We start from the raw sequence: 17,601 nt of genomic DNA, 5'->3' as shown, positions 1-17,601 counted from the left end.
GGGCGAAATTGTCCTCAGGGCTTGTCTGAAAAGCTGCTCTTGCGCGGCAGCACAATCGTGAATTCGGTAAACTCGCCAGGCGTGGTCGCGACGTCGATCGTGCCGCCATGCTGCTTCACCACGATGTCGTGGCTCATCGACAATCCGAGGCCGGTGCCTTCACCGGCCGGCTTGGTGGTGAAGAACGGATTGAACATCTTCTCCTTCACCTCGTGCGGGATGCCCGTGCCGTTGTCGCGGATGCGGATCTCGACGTGATCGCCGCGGTCGCGGGTCGCGGCCGTCACGACCGGCTCGTAACCGGCCGCCTCGGTCTCCGCCTTGCGCCTGGCGACCGCATGGAATCCGTTTCCGATCAGGTTCAGCAGCACACGGGTGATCTCCTGCGGGAACACATCGGCCGAGCCTGCGGCCGGATCGAGCTCGCGTTTGAGCGACACGTCGAACTGCGGCTTCTCGGCCCGCGCGCCGTGATAGGCGAGGTTGAGGCTCTCCTCGACCACGGCGTTGACGTCGCTCAACCGATGCTCGCCGCCGCCCTCGCGCGAATGCAGCAGCATGTTCTTGACGATGGAATCGGCGCGCTGTCCGTGCTGCACGATTTTCCCGAGATTGTCCTTCAGTAGCCCGGTGAGCTCGTCGACTTCGCTGCGGACATCACCGGCGAGCGTCACGGGCGCGAGCACCTCGTTCAGCTCGTCGGTCAGCTCGGCGGACAGCGAGGCGAAATTGTTGACGAAGTTGAGCGGGTTCTTGATCTCATGCGCGATGCCGGCGGTGAGCTGGCCGAGAGAAGCGAGCTTCTCGGTCTGGACCAGACGGTCCTGTGCCGCGCGCAAATCGTCGAGCGACTTCGCAAGCTCCCGGGTGCGGTCCTGCACTTCGTCGAAGAGGCGCACATTCTCGATCGCGATGACGGCTTGGTCGGCGAAACTGGTAACGAGTTCGATTTGCTTTTCGCTAAACGGCCGGATCGCGCGACGTGCGAGAACAATAGCGCCAACAGTGCTGCCTTCGCGCAGTAGGGGCACACCCAGGAAGCTACGCGGATTTCCGCTCAATTCCTGGCCTCCAAAGGAGTAATCGGGGTCCTCGAGCACATCGGTGACATGAACAACCCTGTCGCCGAGCAGAGTCCTGCCCGTGATGGTACGCCTATCCGGCCGGACCGGAAGATCTCTTACATATTCGACGAATTTGGCTGGAAAGCCGTAGGAGCCCGCCCGGAAATAGGTGCTGCCGGATTTGCGGGTAATCGCCGCCATATCGGCTTCGCATAGTCGCGCCGCCGATTCGACCAGCGTATCGAGTACGGCCTGCAAGTCGAACGCCGAACGGCTGATAACCTTGAGCACGTCGGCAGTCGCCGTCTGTTGTCGCAGCGACTCGGTCAAATTCTCGGTACGCTGACGCAATTCACCGAGCAGCCGCGCGTTCTCGATGGCGATCACGGCTTGCGCCGCGAACTGGTTCAGCAAGGTGATCTGCTTCTCCGAGAAGGGTCGGCTCTCCTGCCTGAAGATCATGACGTTGCCGACCACGCGCTCATCCTGGAGCAACGGCACCGCGAGCAGGCAGCGGGCGCCGCCGAGATCGACCAGCGCCCGACGATTCGGCTCGCCGCTGCGATAGACGTCTGACTCCAGCAGGTCGACAATTTCGACGAACGGTTCGCCCTTCAAAAGCCGCGCGGGCGCGGTGGCCGGACCATAGTTGAGGGGCGCCTTGCGCCGATATTCATCGTAGGTGGGGGGCAGTCCGTAAGTGGCGGCTGTGCGGAACTGCGCGCCGTCGTAGGTGTTGAGCACGCCGAAACTGGCGCCGCAGAGCTGCATTGCCTTGCTGAGCATCGCCTCGAATACCGGCGCGAGATCCCCGGCCGATCGGCTGATGACGCAAAGCACCTCCGATGTTGCAGTCTGCTGCTCCAGTGACTCTGCGAGTTCGTGCGTCCGCGCCTGCACCTCGTTGAACAGGCGCGTGTTCTCGATCGCGATCACGGCCTGGTCGGCAAAGGTCTTGAGCAGGTTGATGGCCTTGTCCGGGAAATGGCCGGCTTGCGGCCGCGTCACGGCGATGGTGCCGATCGCGATGCCGTCGCGCAACATCGGCACCGCGAGGATGCTGCGATAGCCCCGCGTCCGCGCCAGCTCCTTCATGGCCTCGGTGAGATCAGGCTCGTTCTGCATGTCGCTGCGGAAGGCATATTCTCCGCTTCGAGCCACGCGGCTGTGAATGCCCGACGACGACAGCGGTGCGGGGAACGAGCTGAGCAGGTCGGCATTGCCGGCTTCATTATCCGTGGTGAAGGCGGCCAGATGCAGCTTGCCGTCGATCACGCGGGTGACGGTGGACGAATGTCCGCCGATCAGCGTCTTGGCGCTGTCGGAGATGGCCTGGAACACCGGCGTGACGTCGGCAGGCGAAGCCGCGATCACCTTGAGGATGTCGGCGGTCGCGGTCTGACGCTCCAGCGCCTCCCGCGTCGCATTGAACAGGCTGACATTCTTGATCGCGATCACCGCCTGGTCGGCGAAGGTCTGCAGCAGCCGCACATGATGCTCAGTGAAGGCGCCGGTCGCACGGCGCGTCGTGATGATGATGCCGATCGCTTCGCCCTCGCTCATCAGCGGCGCGAACAGCATGCTGCGATAGCCGCGGGCGCGCGCGATGTCGCGGGCGGCCGGCTCGAGCTCGGTGTCGGGCAGTTGCGCCGCCGCACCCTTGGCCACGAGCTGGTAGGGCGGGAACTGAGCGAACGGCACCGGGAACGAGGCCTGCAGCACGCGATCGCCGGCCGGATCGGTCGGCGTGAACGCGGCAAGATGCGCAGCGCCGTCGACATAGCGCAGCACGGCCGTGGAGAAGCCGCCGATCAGCCGGTTGGCGTTGGCCGCAATGGCCTCGAACACCGGCTGCACGTCGGACGGCGAGGCCGCCATCACCTTCAGAATGTCGGCCGTGGCGGTCTGGCGCTCCAGCGCCTCCTGTGTCGCGTTGAACAGCCGGGCATTCTCGATCGCGATCACGGCCTGGTCGGCAAAGGTCTGGAGCAGCTGCACGAGGTCGGGCGCGAACGGGCCGGGCTCGGCGCGGGTGACGCTGATCATGCCGACCGGCGTGCCCCGGTTCATCAGCGGCATGAACAGCACGCTGCGGAAGCCGCGCAGCCGCGCCAAATCGCGGTTCAGCTGCGGCACGTCGGCGGCTTCGCTGTCGGGAAACTGGATCGTCTCGCCGCCGCGCACCAGCGCAAAGGTCGGAAACTCGGTGATCTTGCGCGGGAACGACGCCTTGAGCCCTTCGTCCGCCTCCGGGCTGGTCGGCGTGTAGGCCACGAGGTGCAGCTCGTCGCCGATGAATTGAAGCACGGTGGCGGAGAAGCCGTCGAGCAGGCGCTTGGAGCTCGACGCGATCGCCTCGAACACCGGCCGGGCATCGGAGGGCGAGGCCGCGATGGTGCGCAGGATCTCCGCGCTGGCGCTTTGGCGATCCCGCGCAGTCGCCAGCGCGCTGCGCAGCTGCGTGTTCTCGGCTGCGGCCGACAGCAATCGGCGCTCGAGTTGTTCGATTTCGTTGGAAGGGGACGTCATTCCTGATCCGGCTCAATGCCGCGACATGCGCGGCACCTGCCCGGATTATCACATCTTCCGCGCCCTGAGCCAGCGCTTGCGGGGGAGGCCCGTCTTACGTCCCCGGCCGTGACACCTCCGTCTCCTTGCTGGTGATGAACTCCAGCAGCACCGGAATGCCTTCCTTCGTCTTCTGGATGCCGCGTTTGATCGCGGGGATGATGTCCTCAGGCCTCGTCACCCGCTCGCCATAGCCGCCGAAGGCACGCGCCATTGCGGCATAGTCGCCGGAAATGTCGGTCGAGCGATATTTTTCGGTCGAGACCGGCATCACCTTCAGCTCGATCGCCATCGAGAAATTGTTGAGCAGGATCGACATGATCGGGATGCGCTCGCGCACCGCGGTCTCGAAATCCATGCCGGTGAAGCCGATCGCCGCATCGCCCCAGACATTGATGCAGAGCTTGTCGGGCTTTGCGAGCTTCGCGCCCATGGCAAGGCCCAGGCCATAGCCGAGTTGCGTCGTCTTGCCCCAGCCGAGATAGGTGAGGGGTTTTACCGCTTTCCAGAATGGCGAGAGCTGGTCGCGCGGACTGCCGGCATCGTGCGTGATGATGGTGTTCTCGATGTCGACGGTGTGCTGAAGATCCCACAGCACGCGATACGGGCTGAGCGGCGCGTCGTTGCTGGTGAGCTTCGGCATCCATTTCGCCAGCCACTCCTTGTGCGAGGCCGCGATCTCGGCCGCGACCGCGGAGGCATCGCGATCAGCAGTGACGGTCTTGCCGATCTCCTCCAGCAGCGCGTCGAGCACGAGGCCGGCATCACCGACCAGGCCGATTTTCGCCTCCACGTCCTTGTTGAGATGATTGGGATCGAGCGTGGAATGGATGATGGTCTTGCCCTTCGGCATCGCGATGCCGAAATTGGTCTCGGTGAAGGAGCAGCCGATGCCGAAGATGACGTCGGCTTCGCCAAGGAACTTCGGCACCGCGCGCGGGACCGCAAGACCGCCCGAGCCGAGCGAGAGCGGATGCGTTTCCGGAAACGAGGATTTGCCCCCTAAGCTGGTGGTGACGGGGATCGCCAGCCGCTCCGCGAGCCGCTTCAGCTGCGGCCAGGCCTGCGCGTAATGCACGCCCTGGCCGGCATAGATCACCGCACGCTTGGCGTTGACGAGCAGGGCTGCTGCCTCCTTCACATGCACGGGGTCGGCGCCGTAGCGGGTGCGCAGCACCGGCGTGTAGTCGAGCGGCTCAGGTACCTCCTCGTTCCACATGTCGGAGGGAATTTCGACGATCACGGGACCGCCGCGGCCGTTCTTCAGCTTGGTGAAGGCGCGGCGGAAGATGTTGGCGACCTCGGCCGCCAGGATGATCGGCTCCGACGATTTCGCGAACGGCTTCATCGCCTCGCTGGAATTGAAGTTCGGCTCGATATGCGCAAGCCGGCGCTGATAGCCCATCGGCAGCACCAGCACGGGAACGGATTCGCTAAAACACTGCGCGACCCCGCCCATCGCATTCTCCGCGCCGGGTCCATGCTGCATGCAGAACGCGCCGATGCTGCGCCCCGAGGTCACGCGCGAGATCGCATCCGCCATGTGAATGCCCACGCGCTCCTGCCGCACCATCACCGGACGGATCTCGGCCTTGGCCGCATGCTCGATCAGATGGTTGACCGGATAGCCGCAGAGGATCTCGATTCCCTCGCGCCTCATGATTTCCGCAATGGCGGTGCCGAGCTTCATGGCGTCTCTCCCTGGGCAGGCCGGTTGGTCCGGCGTTGGGGGAGAGAGGATCAGGAAATTGGGGGAGGGTAAAGTGCGGGACGCGAAGGAGGCGGTAGGTCAGCTATGCAGCGCGCTGCCATAGCCCGGATGGAGCGAAGCGCAGTCCGGGATACGGGAAGCTCCGTCCTACTTGCAGTTCTGACAGATCATCAGCTTGCGCTTCAACGCCTCATCTTCCTGGTCGATGATCGCGGACGGCTCCGCGGGGCCGTTCGTATCGCGATCGACCTTGGATCCCTTGGCCGCGCGTGACCTCACCGGCCGCGCCGCCCGACTTGAGGTGTCGTTGTCGTCCGCGGTGCCCACGCTGAAGCCGTCATAGTCGGCGGCCGGATTCGGCGCCGGCGGAGGCCCGCCGGTCACGGGTGGCAAAGCCGGCCCGCGTTTGGGCGTGGCATTCCCAGCGTTGGCGCGTGGCGGCTGGGCATTGGGCGGAGCAAGCGAAACCGGCGGCGCGGCCGAACTCTGTCCTCTCGCGCTGTCATGCGAGAAGACGCCGGCAAGCAAGAGGCTGAGTGCCAAGAGCGTCACGCTTCTCATCCGCATCCTTCACCCGCTCCGGTCCATCGATTGACGGCATGGCTCGCCGAGCCCACGCCGTGCCGAAGACTATCAGGACTCATATGACGGTCAAAGCGCTACGATCGCTTGTGTTGCCCGACGGGCAAAACACACCAGCGGTAGGTCCATGACGGGGGCAAAAATATTCGTATTTACAGAAATTCTGCTTTGCCGTACAAGCCGAAACATCCCGCCCGCTACAAGGGGCGTTTCGCGATCGTCACGGGACGCGGGTCGGGATGCGGTGGCCGCGACGGCGTCGGCGCGTCATGTTAGTTGCAGGGCGGAGATCCCGTGAGCAGCGGCAGGCGCGATACGACACGGCGCTGACAGCGTCTTCGAATGGCCTCGACGGCGAGCGCACGCCAGCCGTGGAGAACCCAGCGAGGATGTGCGCGGACGGAGAAGTCGTATGGTCCTGACGCCCGGGGTCTGTGCGTCAAGGCTTGCGGTGATGTGGCGGCCCGACCGGGCGCGTGCATCAGCCATCTGCAAGGCGACGGGGGCAATAGTGCATCGCTCCCCGGGGAGAGCACGAAGGACACCGTGAAAACCATCGCGCAGGGAAGGCCGGGCGACCGGCATCACCTGTCGTCCACCCCGTGCGCGTTCTCTAGCACACGCGGGACTTCGGGTGCCAGCCGGCGCCCGGCCTTCCCTGCGCCCTTGCTTTTAAGGGGCGGAAGAAGACAGCAAAGCTCGGGCAAGACACGCCGCGAGAACGCGAAGGTGTGTCGGCAGATGAAATGCAAGTCGGTAGAGCGACGTCATCTCTCCACACTCCGTCATTGCGAGCGAAGCTCGTCATGGCAAGCGCGCCGGTCCGGAGATAATGCGAAGGGGGAGGGAATGCGGCGGCGATATCGCCGATGTCGGCCTGGTTCGTTCAGCCCCGGCCGTTACTTGATCGCCGAGCTGATCGAGTTGAACTTGTTGTTGAGGAGCGCGCCGCCCGTGTTGTTCACGATGGTCACGATCGCGAGCGCAACGCCGGCGGCGATCAGGCAGTACTCGATCGCGGTTGCGCCGTTCTCATCGGCGAGGAACGACCTGAGCAGACGCATTGCCAACTCCCGTTCATCCGATCCAACGTGTGGTCGCGTCGTTATCGGACTTGCAAAAGGATCGAATAAGTATTCATGCGCGCCAAAAGAATTAAGCCCCGGCGAACGCGCCCCTGCTCATACGACGGCATTCATTAAATTAAGGTTCTATCGATCCGTCCAAATGGATTCATACCGGCAGGGCTCCGCCGGGCTGCGCGGGCGCAGCGCCCGTCAGGGCGCGATCGTGCGGCCGCTTAACCGATTGTTGAGCCTGTTTATCAACGGGCCGGCGAGGACACCATGGCGCTCATCCGCGCCGGTCGTCCGCCTTCAGCGCCCGCAACATGGCGATGCGGGCGAACATCATCCAGCCGCCGCCCGTCTCGGCCGCATTGATCAAGGTCTCGATGGCGGTCTGCCAGCGCGGCTCGTGCTGGACGTCCTCGGGCAGCCGCATGATGTAATCGGCCGCCTCCTGAAGCGTCAGCAACTGGCGCTTGTCGCTGACGCGAACGGGATCGTCGAACGCCGTCGACCAGGGCATGTCAGGCCGCCTGATCGGCGAGGGGTGGCATCACGCTGCAATCGCGGGGGGATGCGGCTAGCCGGCCTTCTTCGCCCGAGCAGGGGCGCGCACCGGCTTGTCGGCCTTCTTCGAAGTTTCCCTGGTCGCTTCTCTGGTCGCCGTCTTCGCAGCGGCGTCCTTGCCGCCTTTGCCGGCGATCGGCAGCAGCATCTCGCGCTGGCCCGCGACGCGCTTCTTCGGCTTCTTGGCTTTCGCGGTCTCCTTGGCGACCTTCGCCGCAGGCGCGGCGTCCTTCTCGTTCGCGATGCTCTTCTTCAGCGCGTCCATCAGGTTGATGATGTTGCCGCCGCTCTTCGGCGCGGCCTTGGCGGTGATCGGGGCGCCGCTGCGCTTCTTGTTGATGAGATCGATCAGCGCGGTCTCGTAATGGTCCTCGAACAGCTCGGGCTCGAATGCGCCGGACTTCTTCTCGACGATGTGCTTGGCGAGGTCGAGCATGTCCCTGGTCAGCTTCACGTCCTGGATCTCGTCGAAATATTCGGTCTCGCTACGGACCTCATAGGGATAGCGCAGCAGCGTGCCCATCAGCCCGCTTTCGAGCGGCTCGAGCGCGATGATGTGCTCGCGGTTGGTCAGCACCACGCGGCCGATCGCGACCTTGTCCATGCTGCGGATGGTCTCGCGGATCACCGCATAGGCGTCGTGGCCGACCTTGCCGTCGGGCACGAGATAATAGGGGCGGATCAGATAGCGGTTGTCGATGTCGGCCTTCGGCACGAACTCGTCGATATCGATCGTGTGGGTCGAGTCCAGCGCGATGTCGTCGAGCTCGTCCTTGGTGACCTCGATATAGGTGTCGGTGTCGACCTTGTAGCCCTTGACGATGTCCTCGGAGGTCACCTCGTCGCCGGTCTCGGCGTCGACCTTGAGATACTTGATCCGGTGGCCGGTCTTGCGGTTGATCTGGTTGAAGGAGACCTTCTCGGTATCCGAAGTGGCCGGATAGAGCGCGACCGGGCAGGTCACGAGCGACAAACGCAGAAAACCCTTCCAATTGGCGCGGGGGGCCATGGGCTACTCCAAACGCAACAAGGACAGACTTACGAGGATACCATCGGGAAACAGCGAATCATAGCAAGGCCGGGCGTTGAATCTTCCAACTGCGTTAACCGGCCGTAGGGCGTGGGGTTGCTGTCCCGATCGGGTGGCAAAAGCCGGAACATCATATCGGATCGGGCGTTGGCTCCGCATACACGGCTGCGAGGAGGTCGCGGTCATCGGAGGCGACACGCAGAGATTGAGGGCATCATGGCAACCACGCGAGAGCAGCGTCAGATCGTCGAAACACCAACCGAGGCGCGCCAGGGCGAACCTGGGCCGTCAGTTGCCGCATTGCTCGCCATCTCGACCGGGCTTGCGATCCTGATCCTCGCCGTCATCTGGTTCGTGTTCTTCCGGACCTGACCGCCGAATTCACGGGAAGGGCGGACCTTCCGACCTGCCGCGGGACGCGGCACACTGCGCCCGCCATGTTGCCGGCTCGTCCGGTCGCATGGCGGGCGCAGTCGCATGGGCTGCTGACCTATCGTATATGACCAAAAAGTAACGCGCCCGGTTCCCCGCGTTCATATTCAGTTCACGCCGGAATTGCTCATCTGGTGCGGTGTTGATGCGGCCTATGTCTGGAGAGAAGCGTGCGCCTGCTCGTTGTTGAGGACGACCCCGATCTCAATCGCCAGCTCACCAAGGCGTTGACCGACGCCGGCTATGTCGTCGATCGCGCCTTCGACGGAGAGGAGGGGCACTATCTCGGCGATAACGAGCCGTATGATGCCGTCGTGCTCGACATCGGCCTGCCGAAGAAGGACGGCATCTCGGTGCTGGAGGCCTGGCGCCGCAACGGCCGCACCATGCCGGTCCTGATCCTCACCGCGCGCGACCGCTGGAGCGACAAGGTGCAGGGCTTCGATGCCGGTGCCGACGACTATGTCGCAAAGCCGTTCCATTTGGAGGAGGTGCTGGCGCGCATCCGCGCGCTGCTGCGCCGCTCGACCGGCCATGCCCAGAGCGAGCTCAGCTGCGGCCCGGTCACGCTCGACACCAGGACCGGCCGCGTCAGCGTGTCAGGCAATCCCGTCAAGATGACCTCGCACGAATATCGGCTTCTGGCCTACCTGATGCACCATTCCGGGCGCGTCGTCTCGCGCACCGAGCTGGTCGAGCACCTCTACGACCAGGATTTCGACCGCGACTCGAATACGATCGAGGTGTTCGTCGGCCGCATCCGCAAGAAGCTCGACGTCGACATCATCCAGACCGTCCGCGGCCTCGGCTATCTCCTGACCCCGCCGGCCGCCTGACGCGTTCCGGGGCTTGACGGGCAGCCTGACAGGGGCCTTGGTCCGGGACATGAGTTCTGACGCCCGCCACCCTGCGCCTTCCCGGATCATTCCGATGGCCGCTAGTTCGCTTGCGACCCGCCTGTTCCTGTCGGCGACCGCCTGGCTCGTGGTGATCCTGGCCATCACCGGCGTGGTGCTGTCGTCGGTCTACAAGAACGCCACCGAGCGCGCCTTCGACCGCCGGCTCAATCTCTATCTCCGCACCCTCATCGCCGAGGTCGCGACCCCCGATGAGCCGCCCGACCGCCAGTTCCAGTCGCTCGGTGAGCCGCTGTTCGAGCTGCCGCTGTCGGGCTGGTACTGGCAGATCACGCGGACCGACACCGAAAAGCCAGAGGTGCGCTCCTCGCGCTCGCTCTGGGACAAGAAGCTGCCGAAGCTGGAAGAGCAGGGCACCGAACTCACCGCCGCCGGCATCCGGCTGGCCTATGTCGACGGGCCCGAGGGGCAGAATCTGCGCATGGTCGAGCGTCCCGTCGATCTCGGCGCCGACGGCAAATTCCTCGTCAGCGTCGCCGGCGACGATACCGAGATTTTCGACGAGACGCGCAGTTTCGACTACTATCTCGGCGGCACCTTCACCGCGCTCGGCATCGTGCTGCTGCTGACGACGGTGTTCCAGGTCCGCTTCGGCCTCGCACCGCTCAAGCGCATCTCGGAATCGATCGCCGACATCCGCTCCGGGCGGGCGGAGCGGCTGGAGGGCGAATTCCCGGTCGAGATCGCGCCGCTGGCACGCGAGACCAACGCGCTGATCGATGCCAATCGCGAGATCGTCGAGCGCGCGCGCACCCATGTCGGCAATCTCGCCCATGCGATCAAGACGCCGCTCTCGGTCATCGTCAACGAGGCCGGCGCCCACATCACCGATCCCTTCGCGGCCAAGGTGATGGAGCAGGCGGATGTGATGCGCGACCAGGTCGCTCATCACCTGGAGCGTGCGCGCATCGCGGCGCGGGTCTCGGTGGTCGCGACCGTGACGGAGGTGGCGCCGGCCATCGAGGCATTGCGGCGGACCATGGAGAAGATCCATCGCGACCGTGCCATCGTCGTCGAAGCCAAGGCCGATCCGTCGGCAAAATTTCGCGGCGAGCGGCAGGATCTGGAGGAGATGGTCGGCAATCTCGTCGACAATGCCTGCAAATGGGCGGCCTCGCGCGTCTTCATCGAGGTCCTGGTGGAGCCGCCGCACCAGGCCGGGGTGGGCCCACGGCTGCGGATCATCGTCGATGACGACGGCCGCGGCCTGTCGGAAGCCGAGCGTGCGCAGGTCTCGCGGCGCGGCCAGCGGCTCGACGAGTCCAAGCCCGGCTCGGGACTGGGCCTGTCGATCGTGGTCGATCTCGCCGCGCTTTATGGCGGCAGCCTCTCGCTCAGTGGTGCGCCGACCGGCGGCCTGCGCGCCGAACTGGTTCTTCCGGGCGTTTAATCCATTGTTCCGACGAAGTTATTCGTCCTCGCTGGACGCCCGGCCGCAGCAAACCGGCGGGATTCGCTCCGACGTCCTAAACGGCTTCTTAAGTGGGGGCCCCCTATGATCGCGCCGGACCCATCCCATGTCCGCCATTTTACCGTGCATTACCCGGGCGCATGAGCCAGACATCGATCGAGCGGCTGAGGGAATATCTCGCGCAGCTCCCGCCGCAGGCGCAGGCGCTGCTGATGCGGGAGTTCGAGCGCGCTCTCGAGCGCGGCCAGGACACGGCCGTTGCGACCCTGGTGCTCGAGCAGCTGCGCAAGATCGTCCGCAAGTCCGAAGCTGATGAGGCCCCGCCGCCGCGTACGGACGATCTGTCGCGACTGTTGTTCCAGGCGCTGGAACCGTTCCTGATCGAGGCCGGCGTCCCGCTACGGGTCGGCCAGATCCGCCGCACCTCGCTTCAGCCGATCTGGCAATGGCTCGGCCGCGACGGCGCACCGGAAAAGGTGAACGAGTTCGAGGCCGCGCTGGCGCGGATGCCCCCCGATAGTGCGGGGCAGGTCGAGGCCCTCGCGCAGAAGCTCCAGGGGGTGGCTGCGGATGCCATTTTCGAGCTGACCGGTCCCGGCGGCGGCGACAAATCGCGCGCGCTGGCCCGGGTCGGCGCGCCCAACGTGATCGAGGACCTTTACGCGATCGGAGCGGTGCTTCAGGTCCGGGAGGCCATCACCGGCTTGAACGAGAAGCTGCCGCGCACTCTGCGCGCCTTCGGCGATCCCCAGATCGCCTCGGTGACGTCGGCTCTCAACATTCCGGTCCTGCAGACGCCGCAGATGCTGCCCTTCGCGCTGTCGATCGTGGTGCAGCGGATGACTGCCCCGTGGCAGATCATCCGCCTCGCCATCAAGATTGCCGCGTCCGACGACGAGATCCGCGTCGCGGCGACGCCTTACGGCGTTGCCGTCACGATCGCGCTGCACGACCTGTCCTGTGTTGCCGCTACCCTGCGCATGGACATCAAGCGCGGCCATTTCGACAACGTTGCCGGCAACCTCAAGGCGTTGCACGACGGCGTGCGCGGCCTGCGCACCGAGCTCGACCTGCGCAACGATTCCGCCTGGGGCAAGCAATTGACCTCGATCCGGGCCGACATCTCCAATGCGCTGCAATCCGAGATCGACAGCGTTCCCGGCCGCGTTCGCCGCATCCTGCGCCAGCGCCCCGAGAAAGACATTCCGCCGGGGGCGCGGATCGACAGCACCGAGGTGGAGGAAACGGCGGCGCTGATCGATTTCGTCGCGACCTGCCGCAATTATGCGAGCGAGCTTGCGATCAACGAGGTGACGCTGCGCACCTATTCCGACCTTCAGCAATATGTCGAACGCTCGACCGAGCAATTGGTGCAGTCGCTGCGCGCCGCCGATCACAAGGTGCGCATCTATCGGCAGCAGCAGGTGCAGGCCGCGATTCGCTTCTGCCAGGTGCTGTTTGGCGATGATTACGCCTCGTTGATGAGCCGGGCCGCGGAGAACGCAGCAACCGGCGAGCGCAAATCGTCGCGCGCAAGCTAGCCTAAGCGCATATTTTCGTGATCACAATTTGTGGTTGACGGTCCCGGTGGTGCTGCGTACGGTCCCCGTGCAAGTCCGGGGAACTTCTATTTGTGGGCGCATGAAACCCGTTATCAGCTCCATCGAAATTGAGAACCGCATCATTGTTGCCAAGTATCAAAGACTGATGGTCGGCGCCAAAGTGGTGCTGGTCGAGAAGGCAAGCGGTCGGCAACTGTCGGAGACAATCACGAGGGTTGCATCCCCGGTTCCGGTCGGGGCGCTGCGCATCAGATTGCCCGATGCGATCAAGCCGGGAACATACTTCCTGAGGGCCTTCAACGGGCACGGTGAGGACGCCGCGCAAAGCACGGACTTCGATATCGGCTAAGCCGTTGGATTTTCACCGTTTCGAGACCGCACGCGGTCGCGTCAAATTGACAATTGTCAATTGCCGCATCGTCCGGCCGTGGTGTAAAGCCACCTATGGGCGCGGTTCGTGCGCTGCCGGAAGCTTGCCAGATGACGCTATGGTTCGTGTTCGCGCTGATGACGGTCGCGGCGATTTTCGCCGTGCTCTGGCCGCTTGGCCGCAATGGACGCGCGCAAGACCAGGGCAGCGAGGTCGCGGTTTACAAGGACCAGCTGGCCGAGATCGAGCGTGATCTCGCCGCAGGCTTGATTCCTGCGCCGGACGCCGAGGCTGCGCGCGTCGAGATCAGCCGCAGGCTGCTCGCTGCGGCCGCCAGCGAGCCCGCCATGGCGCCGAAGTCGAATCTCAAATGGCGCCGCGCGGCGGCCGTGCTGGCGCTCGCGGGCCTGCCGCTCGTTGCGATTGGCATTTACATGCCACTCGGCTCGCCCCGGCTTCAGGACTTTCCCCTGGCGCAGCGCGAGCGGGGATCCGGGTCCGGCGTGGCGCAGTCGCTCGAGAATCTCGTCGTGCAGGTCCAGCAGCATCTGGAGAAGAATCCTACCGACGGGCGCGGCTGGAACGTGCTCGCGCCGGTGTTGGAGCGGCTTGGCCGTTTCGACGATGCGGTGCGCGCCTATCGCAACTCGCTCACCTATAATGGCGAGAGCGCGGAGCGCCGGTCCGATCTCGGCGAAGCGATCTCGGCTGCGGCCGGCGGTGTGGTGACCGTCGAGGCCAAGGCGGAGTTCGAGCGTGCGCAGGCCCTGAACGCGGACGATCCCAAGGCGAACTACTTCCTGGGCCTTGCCGCCGAGCAGGACGGCCGCAAGAACGATGCAGCCACGATCTGGCGCGCGCTGCTTGCGAAAGCGCCCGCGGATGCGCCGTGGCGTGCCCTGGTGCAGTCCTCGCTGGTGCGGGTCGGTGGCGGAACGATGCCGGCGCTGTCGGACGAGACGATTGCTGCGTCCAAGGATATGGCCGAAGGCGATCGCAACGCGATGGTGCGCGGCATGGTCGATCGTCTGGCCACCCGGTTGAAGCAGAACGGCGACGACGTCGATGGATGGCTGCGCCTGGTGCGCGCCTATCTCGTGATGGGCGAGCGGGACAAGGCCATGGGGGCATCGGCCGATGCCCGGCAGGCGGTTGCCAGCGACGCCGAGCGGCTGCGCCAACTTAATGAAGGCCTCATGACTCTCGGGCTCGGCGGATGACGATGTCGGGACAAGAGACGCGGAGAACGGATACGCCATGACGCGCAAGCAGCGACGTATGACCATCATCGGCGGTTCGCTCGCCGTGCTCGCGCTCGCGGCCGCGCTGGTGCTCAACGCACTTCGCGACTCCATCGTGTTCTTCTCGACGCCGACCATGGTCGCCGAGAAGCACGTCGAGCCGGGCAAGCGGTTTCGCCTCGGCGGGCTGGTGCAGCCTGGCTCGCTCCAGCGCGGCGACAATCTCGCGGTGACCTTCGAGGTTGCCGACGGCAATGCCAAGCTGCCGGTGGCCTACAAGGGCATCCTGCCCGATCTGTTCCGCGAGGGGCAGGGCGTCGTCGCCGAGGGCGCGCTCGACGCCCATGGCGTGTTCAAGGCCGATACGGTGCTTGCCAAGCACGACGAGACCTACATGCCCAAGGATGTCGCCGATGCCCTGAAGAAGCAGGGGCATTGGAAGGACGATTACGGCGGCAAGCCTTCTGACAGCGGCAAGACGTCCGACGCGGGCACGCCCGCGGCGACGACCGCGCAGGGCAATCCGCAGGGAGCAATGCGGTGATCGCAGAATCCGGACATTACGCGCTGGTGCTGGCGCTTGGGCTCGCACTGATCCAGTCAATTGTGCCCCTGATCGGCGCACGCCTGAACGATGTCGCGCTGATGAATGTGGCGCGCTCCACGGCGCTGGCGCAGCTGCTGTTCGTCGGTGCCTCGTTCGTAGCTCTCGTGATGCTGCACGTGAATTCGGACTTCTCGGTCGCCAACGTCTACGAGAACTCCCACTCGATGAAGCCGCTGCTCTACAAGATCACCGGCGTGTGGGGAAACCATGAAGGCTCGATGCTGTTGTGGGTGTCGATCCTGGCGTTGTTCGGCGGGCTGGTCGCAGCGTTCGGCAACAATCTGCCGCTGTCGCTGCGCGCGCACGTGCTTGCCGTGCAGGCCTGGGTCGCCAGCGCCTTCTATCTGTTCATCCTCGTGACGTCGAACCCGTTCCTGCGTATCGCGAGCCCGCCGATCGAGGGCCGCGATCTCAATCCGGTGCTCCAGGACATCGGCCTCGCCGTGCATCCGCCGATGCTCTATCTCGGCTATGTCGGCTTCTCGATCTCGTTCTCCTTCGCGATCGCGGCGCTGATGGAGGGGCGGATCGACGCGGCCTGGGCGCGCTGGGTGCGGCCGTGGACGCTGGTCGCCTGGATCTTCCTGACGCTCGGCATCGCTATGGGCTCGTACTGGGCCTATTACGAGCTCGGCTGGGGCGGCTGGTGGTTCTGGGATCCGGTCGAGAACGCCTCGCTGATGCCGTGGCTCTCCGGCACCGCGCTGCTCCATTCCGCCCTGGTGATGGAGAAGCGGAACGCGCTGAAGGTTTGGACCATCCTGTTGTCGATCCTGACCTTCTCGCTGTCGCTGCTCGGCACTTTCCTGGTGCGCTCGGGCGTCATCACCTCGGTGCACGCCTTCGCCACCGATCCCACCCGCGGCGTGTTCATTCTGCTGATCCTCTGCCTGTTCATCGGCGGCAGCCTGTCCCTGTTCGCGGGCCGCGCCACCTCGTTGAAGCAGGGCGGCCTGTTCGCGCCGATCTCGCGCGAGGGGGCGCTGGTGCTGAACAACCTGCTGCTCACGGTTGCTTGCGCTGTCGTGCTGTTCGGCACGCTCTATCCGCTCGCGATGGAAATGCTCGCCGACTTCAAGATGTCGGTCGGTGCGCCCTTCTACAACCTCACCTTCGCGCCGCTGTTTACGCTGTTGCTGCTTGCCGTGCCGTTCGGGCCGATGCTGGCGTGGAAGCGCGGCGATCTGCTCGGCGTGACGCAGCGCCTGCTCGCGGCGGGCGTCGCCGGGCTCGTCGCCGTCGCCATCGCCTGGGGCTGGGCGAGCGGGGGCAGCACGCTGGCGCCGCTCGCGATCGGGCTTGGCATCTTCGTCATCGGCGGCGCGGTCACCGACATCGTCGAGCGGACCGGCCTCGTGCGGCTGCCGTTCGCAACGGTGCTGCACCGGGCGCGCGGCATGCCGCGCTCGGCCTGGGGCACGGCGTTCGCGCATGCCGGCCTCGGCGTCGCGCTGATCGGGATCGTCTGCGAAACCACCTGGAACAGCGAATATATCGCGACCATGAAGCAGAACGACGTCGCCCACATCGCCGGCTTCGACGTGAAGCTCGACGGATTGCTGCAGCGTCAGGGCCCGAACTACCGCGAGATGATCGCCGAGTTCAACGTCAGCCTCGATGGCAAGCCGCTCGGCGTCATGACGCCCTCCAAGCGCAGCTTCACCACCCGCGGCTCCTCGACCACCGAGGCCGCGCTGCTGACGCGCGGCGCGAGCCAGCTCTATATTTCGCTCGGCGAGGCCAATGCCGAGGGCGCCATCGCCGTGCGTATCTATTACAAGCCGATGGTGCTCATGATCTGGTGGGGGCCGGTGCTGATGGCGTTCGGCGGCGTGCTGTCGCTGTCCGACCGGCGTCTGCGGGTCGGCGCGCCAAAGCCGGCGCGGGCGAAACAGCGCCTCCAGCCGGCGGAGTGATCCGATGCGCCGGATGATGGCCGCGTTCGTCTTGCTGATGCTGCTAGCCTTGCCTGCGGCCCACGCCGTGCAGCCCGACGAGATCATGCCGGATCCCGCCAAGGAAGCTCGCGCGCGCGAGCTGTCGCGGGAGCTGCGCTGCATGGTCTGCCAGAACCAGTCGATCGACGATTCCGATGCGCCGCTGGCGCGCGACCTGCGGCTCCTGGTGCGCGAGCGCATCGGCGCCGGCGACAGCAACTCGCAGGTGCTCGACTTCCTGGTCGCGCGCTATGGCGAGTTCGTGCTGCTGAAACCACGCTTCGAACGTCAGACCTTGCTGCTGTGGCTGCTCGGGCCGCTGCTTCTGATCGGCGGTGGCCTGGCACTGTGGCTGCAAATCCGGCGTCGCTCGCGGAGTGGTGCAGACGTACCTGCTCCGCCGCTCACTGCGGACGAACAGGCGCGGCTCGCCGCGTTGATGTCCGATGATGCGAAGTCGTCCTAGCCTACGTAATGATACTTAGGCCGCTTGGCGCAGCTTGTTTCATGCTCTGTTGACCTTTGTCTGGAAGCT

At 65.1% G+C, this 17,601-nt stretch carries 15 protein-coding genes; 9 read left to right on the top strand and 6 right to left on the bottom strand.

Annotated features, from left to right (window positions below; all coding sequences use genetic code 11):
* Positions 1 to 14 precede the first annotated feature (14 nt).
* From CV770_RS14145 to ku, 6 genes are all read right to left on the bottom strand, one after another.
* A complete protein-coding gene (locus CV770_RS14145; protein WP_104462773.1) occupies positions 15 to 3,593 on the bottom strand; it encodes a GAF domain-containing sensor histidine kinase in 3,579 nt (1,192 codons plus the stop codon).
* Positions 3,594 to 3,687: 94 nt separating this feature from the next.
* On the bottom strand, positions 3,688 to 5,373 hold the full coding sequence (locus CV770_RS14140; protein WP_283811321.1) for a thiamine pyrophosphate-requiring protein: 1,686 nt from the start codon (positions 5,371 to 5,373) through the stop codon (positions 3,688 to 3,690).
* A gap of 117 nt (positions 5,374 to 5,490) precedes the next feature.
* Entirely contained in the window at positions 5,491 to 5,904 is a 414-nt protein-coding gene (locus tag CV770_RS14135; RefSeq protein ID WP_104462771.1) for a hypothetical protein, read from the bottom strand.
* Positions 5,905 to 6,824: 920 nt separating this feature from the next.
* Positions 6,825 to 6,989 (bottom strand): Flp family type IVb pilin, encoded by a 165-nt coding sequence (locus CV770_RS14130; RefSeq protein WP_091953103.1) that lies wholly within the window; start codon positions 6,987 to 6,989, stop codon positions 6,825 to 6,827.
* Between the two features lie 289 nt (positions 6,990 to 7,278).
* Entirely contained in the window at positions 7,279 to 7,515 is a 237-nt protein-coding gene (locus CV770_RS14125) for a hypothetical protein (protein WP_104462770.1), read from the bottom strand.
* Positions 7,516 to 7,572: 57 nt separating this feature from the next.
* Complete coding sequence (gene ku / locus CV770_RS14120) at positions 7,573 to 8,568, bottom strand: non-homologous end joining protein Ku (protein ID WP_104462769.1); 996 nt, start codon at positions 8,566 to 8,568, stop codon at positions 7,573 to 7,575.
* Between the two features lie 237 nt (positions 8,569 to 8,805).
* On the opposite strand from ku, the gene CV770_RS42580 reads away from it, so the two are divergent.
* The 9 genes from CV770_RS42580 (at position 8,806) to CV770_RS14080 (ending at position 17,532) form a co-directional block, all read left to right on the top strand.
* Positions 8,806 to 8,961 (top strand): hypothetical protein, encoded by a 156-nt coding sequence (locus CV770_RS42580; RefSeq protein ID WP_018315820.1) that lies wholly within the window; start codon positions 8,806 to 8,808, stop codon positions 8,959 to 8,961.
* Between the two features lie 230 nt (positions 8,962 to 9,191).
* The gene (locus CV770_RS14115; RefSeq protein WP_018315821.1) at positions 9,192 to 9,857 is read left to right on the top strand and encodes a response regulator transcription factor; all 666 of its coding nucleotides are present in this window, start codon (positions 9,192 to 9,194) and stop codon (positions 9,855 to 9,857) included.
* A 94-nt stretch (positions 9,858 to 9,951) separates the two neighbouring features.
* On the top strand, positions 9,952 to 11,328 hold the full coding sequence (locus CV770_RS14110; protein ID WP_104462768.1) for an ATP-binding protein: 1,377 nt from the start codon (positions 9,952 to 9,954) through the stop codon (positions 11,326 to 11,328).
* Positions 11,329 to 11,489: 161 nt separating this feature from the next.
* On the top strand, positions 11,490 to 12,890 hold the full coding sequence (locus CV770_RS14105) for a hypothetical protein (protein WP_104462767.1): 1,401 nt from the start codon (positions 11,490 to 11,492) through the stop codon (positions 12,888 to 12,890).
* Between the two features lie 100 nt (positions 12,891 to 12,990).
* Positions 12,991 to 13,260, top strand: a complete 270-nt coding sequence (locus tag CV770_RS14100; protein ID WP_091953090.1) for a hypothetical protein — start codon at positions 12,991 to 12,993, stop codon at positions 13,258 to 13,260.
* Between the two features lie 131 nt (positions 13,261 to 13,391).
* Positions 13,392 to 14,501, top strand: a complete 1,110-nt coding sequence (gene ccmI / locus CV770_RS14095) for a c-type cytochrome biogenesis protein CcmI (RefSeq protein ID WP_104462807.1) — start codon at positions 13,392 to 13,394, stop codon at positions 14,499 to 14,501.
* Positions 14,502 to 14,538: 37 nt separating this feature from the next.
* Positions 14,539 to 15,066: a cytochrome c maturation protein CcmE gene (gene ccmE / locus CV770_RS14090; protein WP_091953087.1), complete on the top strand. Its 528-nt coding sequence runs from the start codon at positions 14,539 to 14,541 to the stop codon at positions 15,064 to 15,066.
* Positions 15,063 to 17,045 carry a heme lyase CcmF/NrfE family subunit gene (locus CV770_RS14085; protein ID WP_104462766.1) on the top strand — a complete coding sequence of 661 codons (1,983 nt, stop codon included), beginning with the start codon at positions 15,063 to 15,065 and terminating at the stop codon, positions 17,043 to 17,045. Before ccmE ends, CV770_RS14085 begins: the two co-directional genes overlap by 4 nt.
* A 4-nt stretch (positions 17,046 to 17,049) precedes the next feature.
* Positions 17,050 to 17,532, top strand: a complete 483-nt coding sequence (locus tag CV770_RS14080) for a cytochrome c-type biogenesis protein (protein WP_028143010.1) — start codon at positions 17,050 to 17,052, stop codon at positions 17,530 to 17,532.
* Positions 17,533 to 17,601 lie beyond the last annotated feature (69 nt).

It is taken from the genome of Bradyrhizobium sp. AC87j1, assembly GCF_002936975.1.
GTDB lineage: Bacteria > Pseudomonadota > Alphaproteobacteria > Rhizobiales > Xanthobacteraceae > Bradyrhizobium > Bradyrhizobium shewense.
This window is presented reverse-complemented; position numbering and strand designations above follow the sequence as displayed.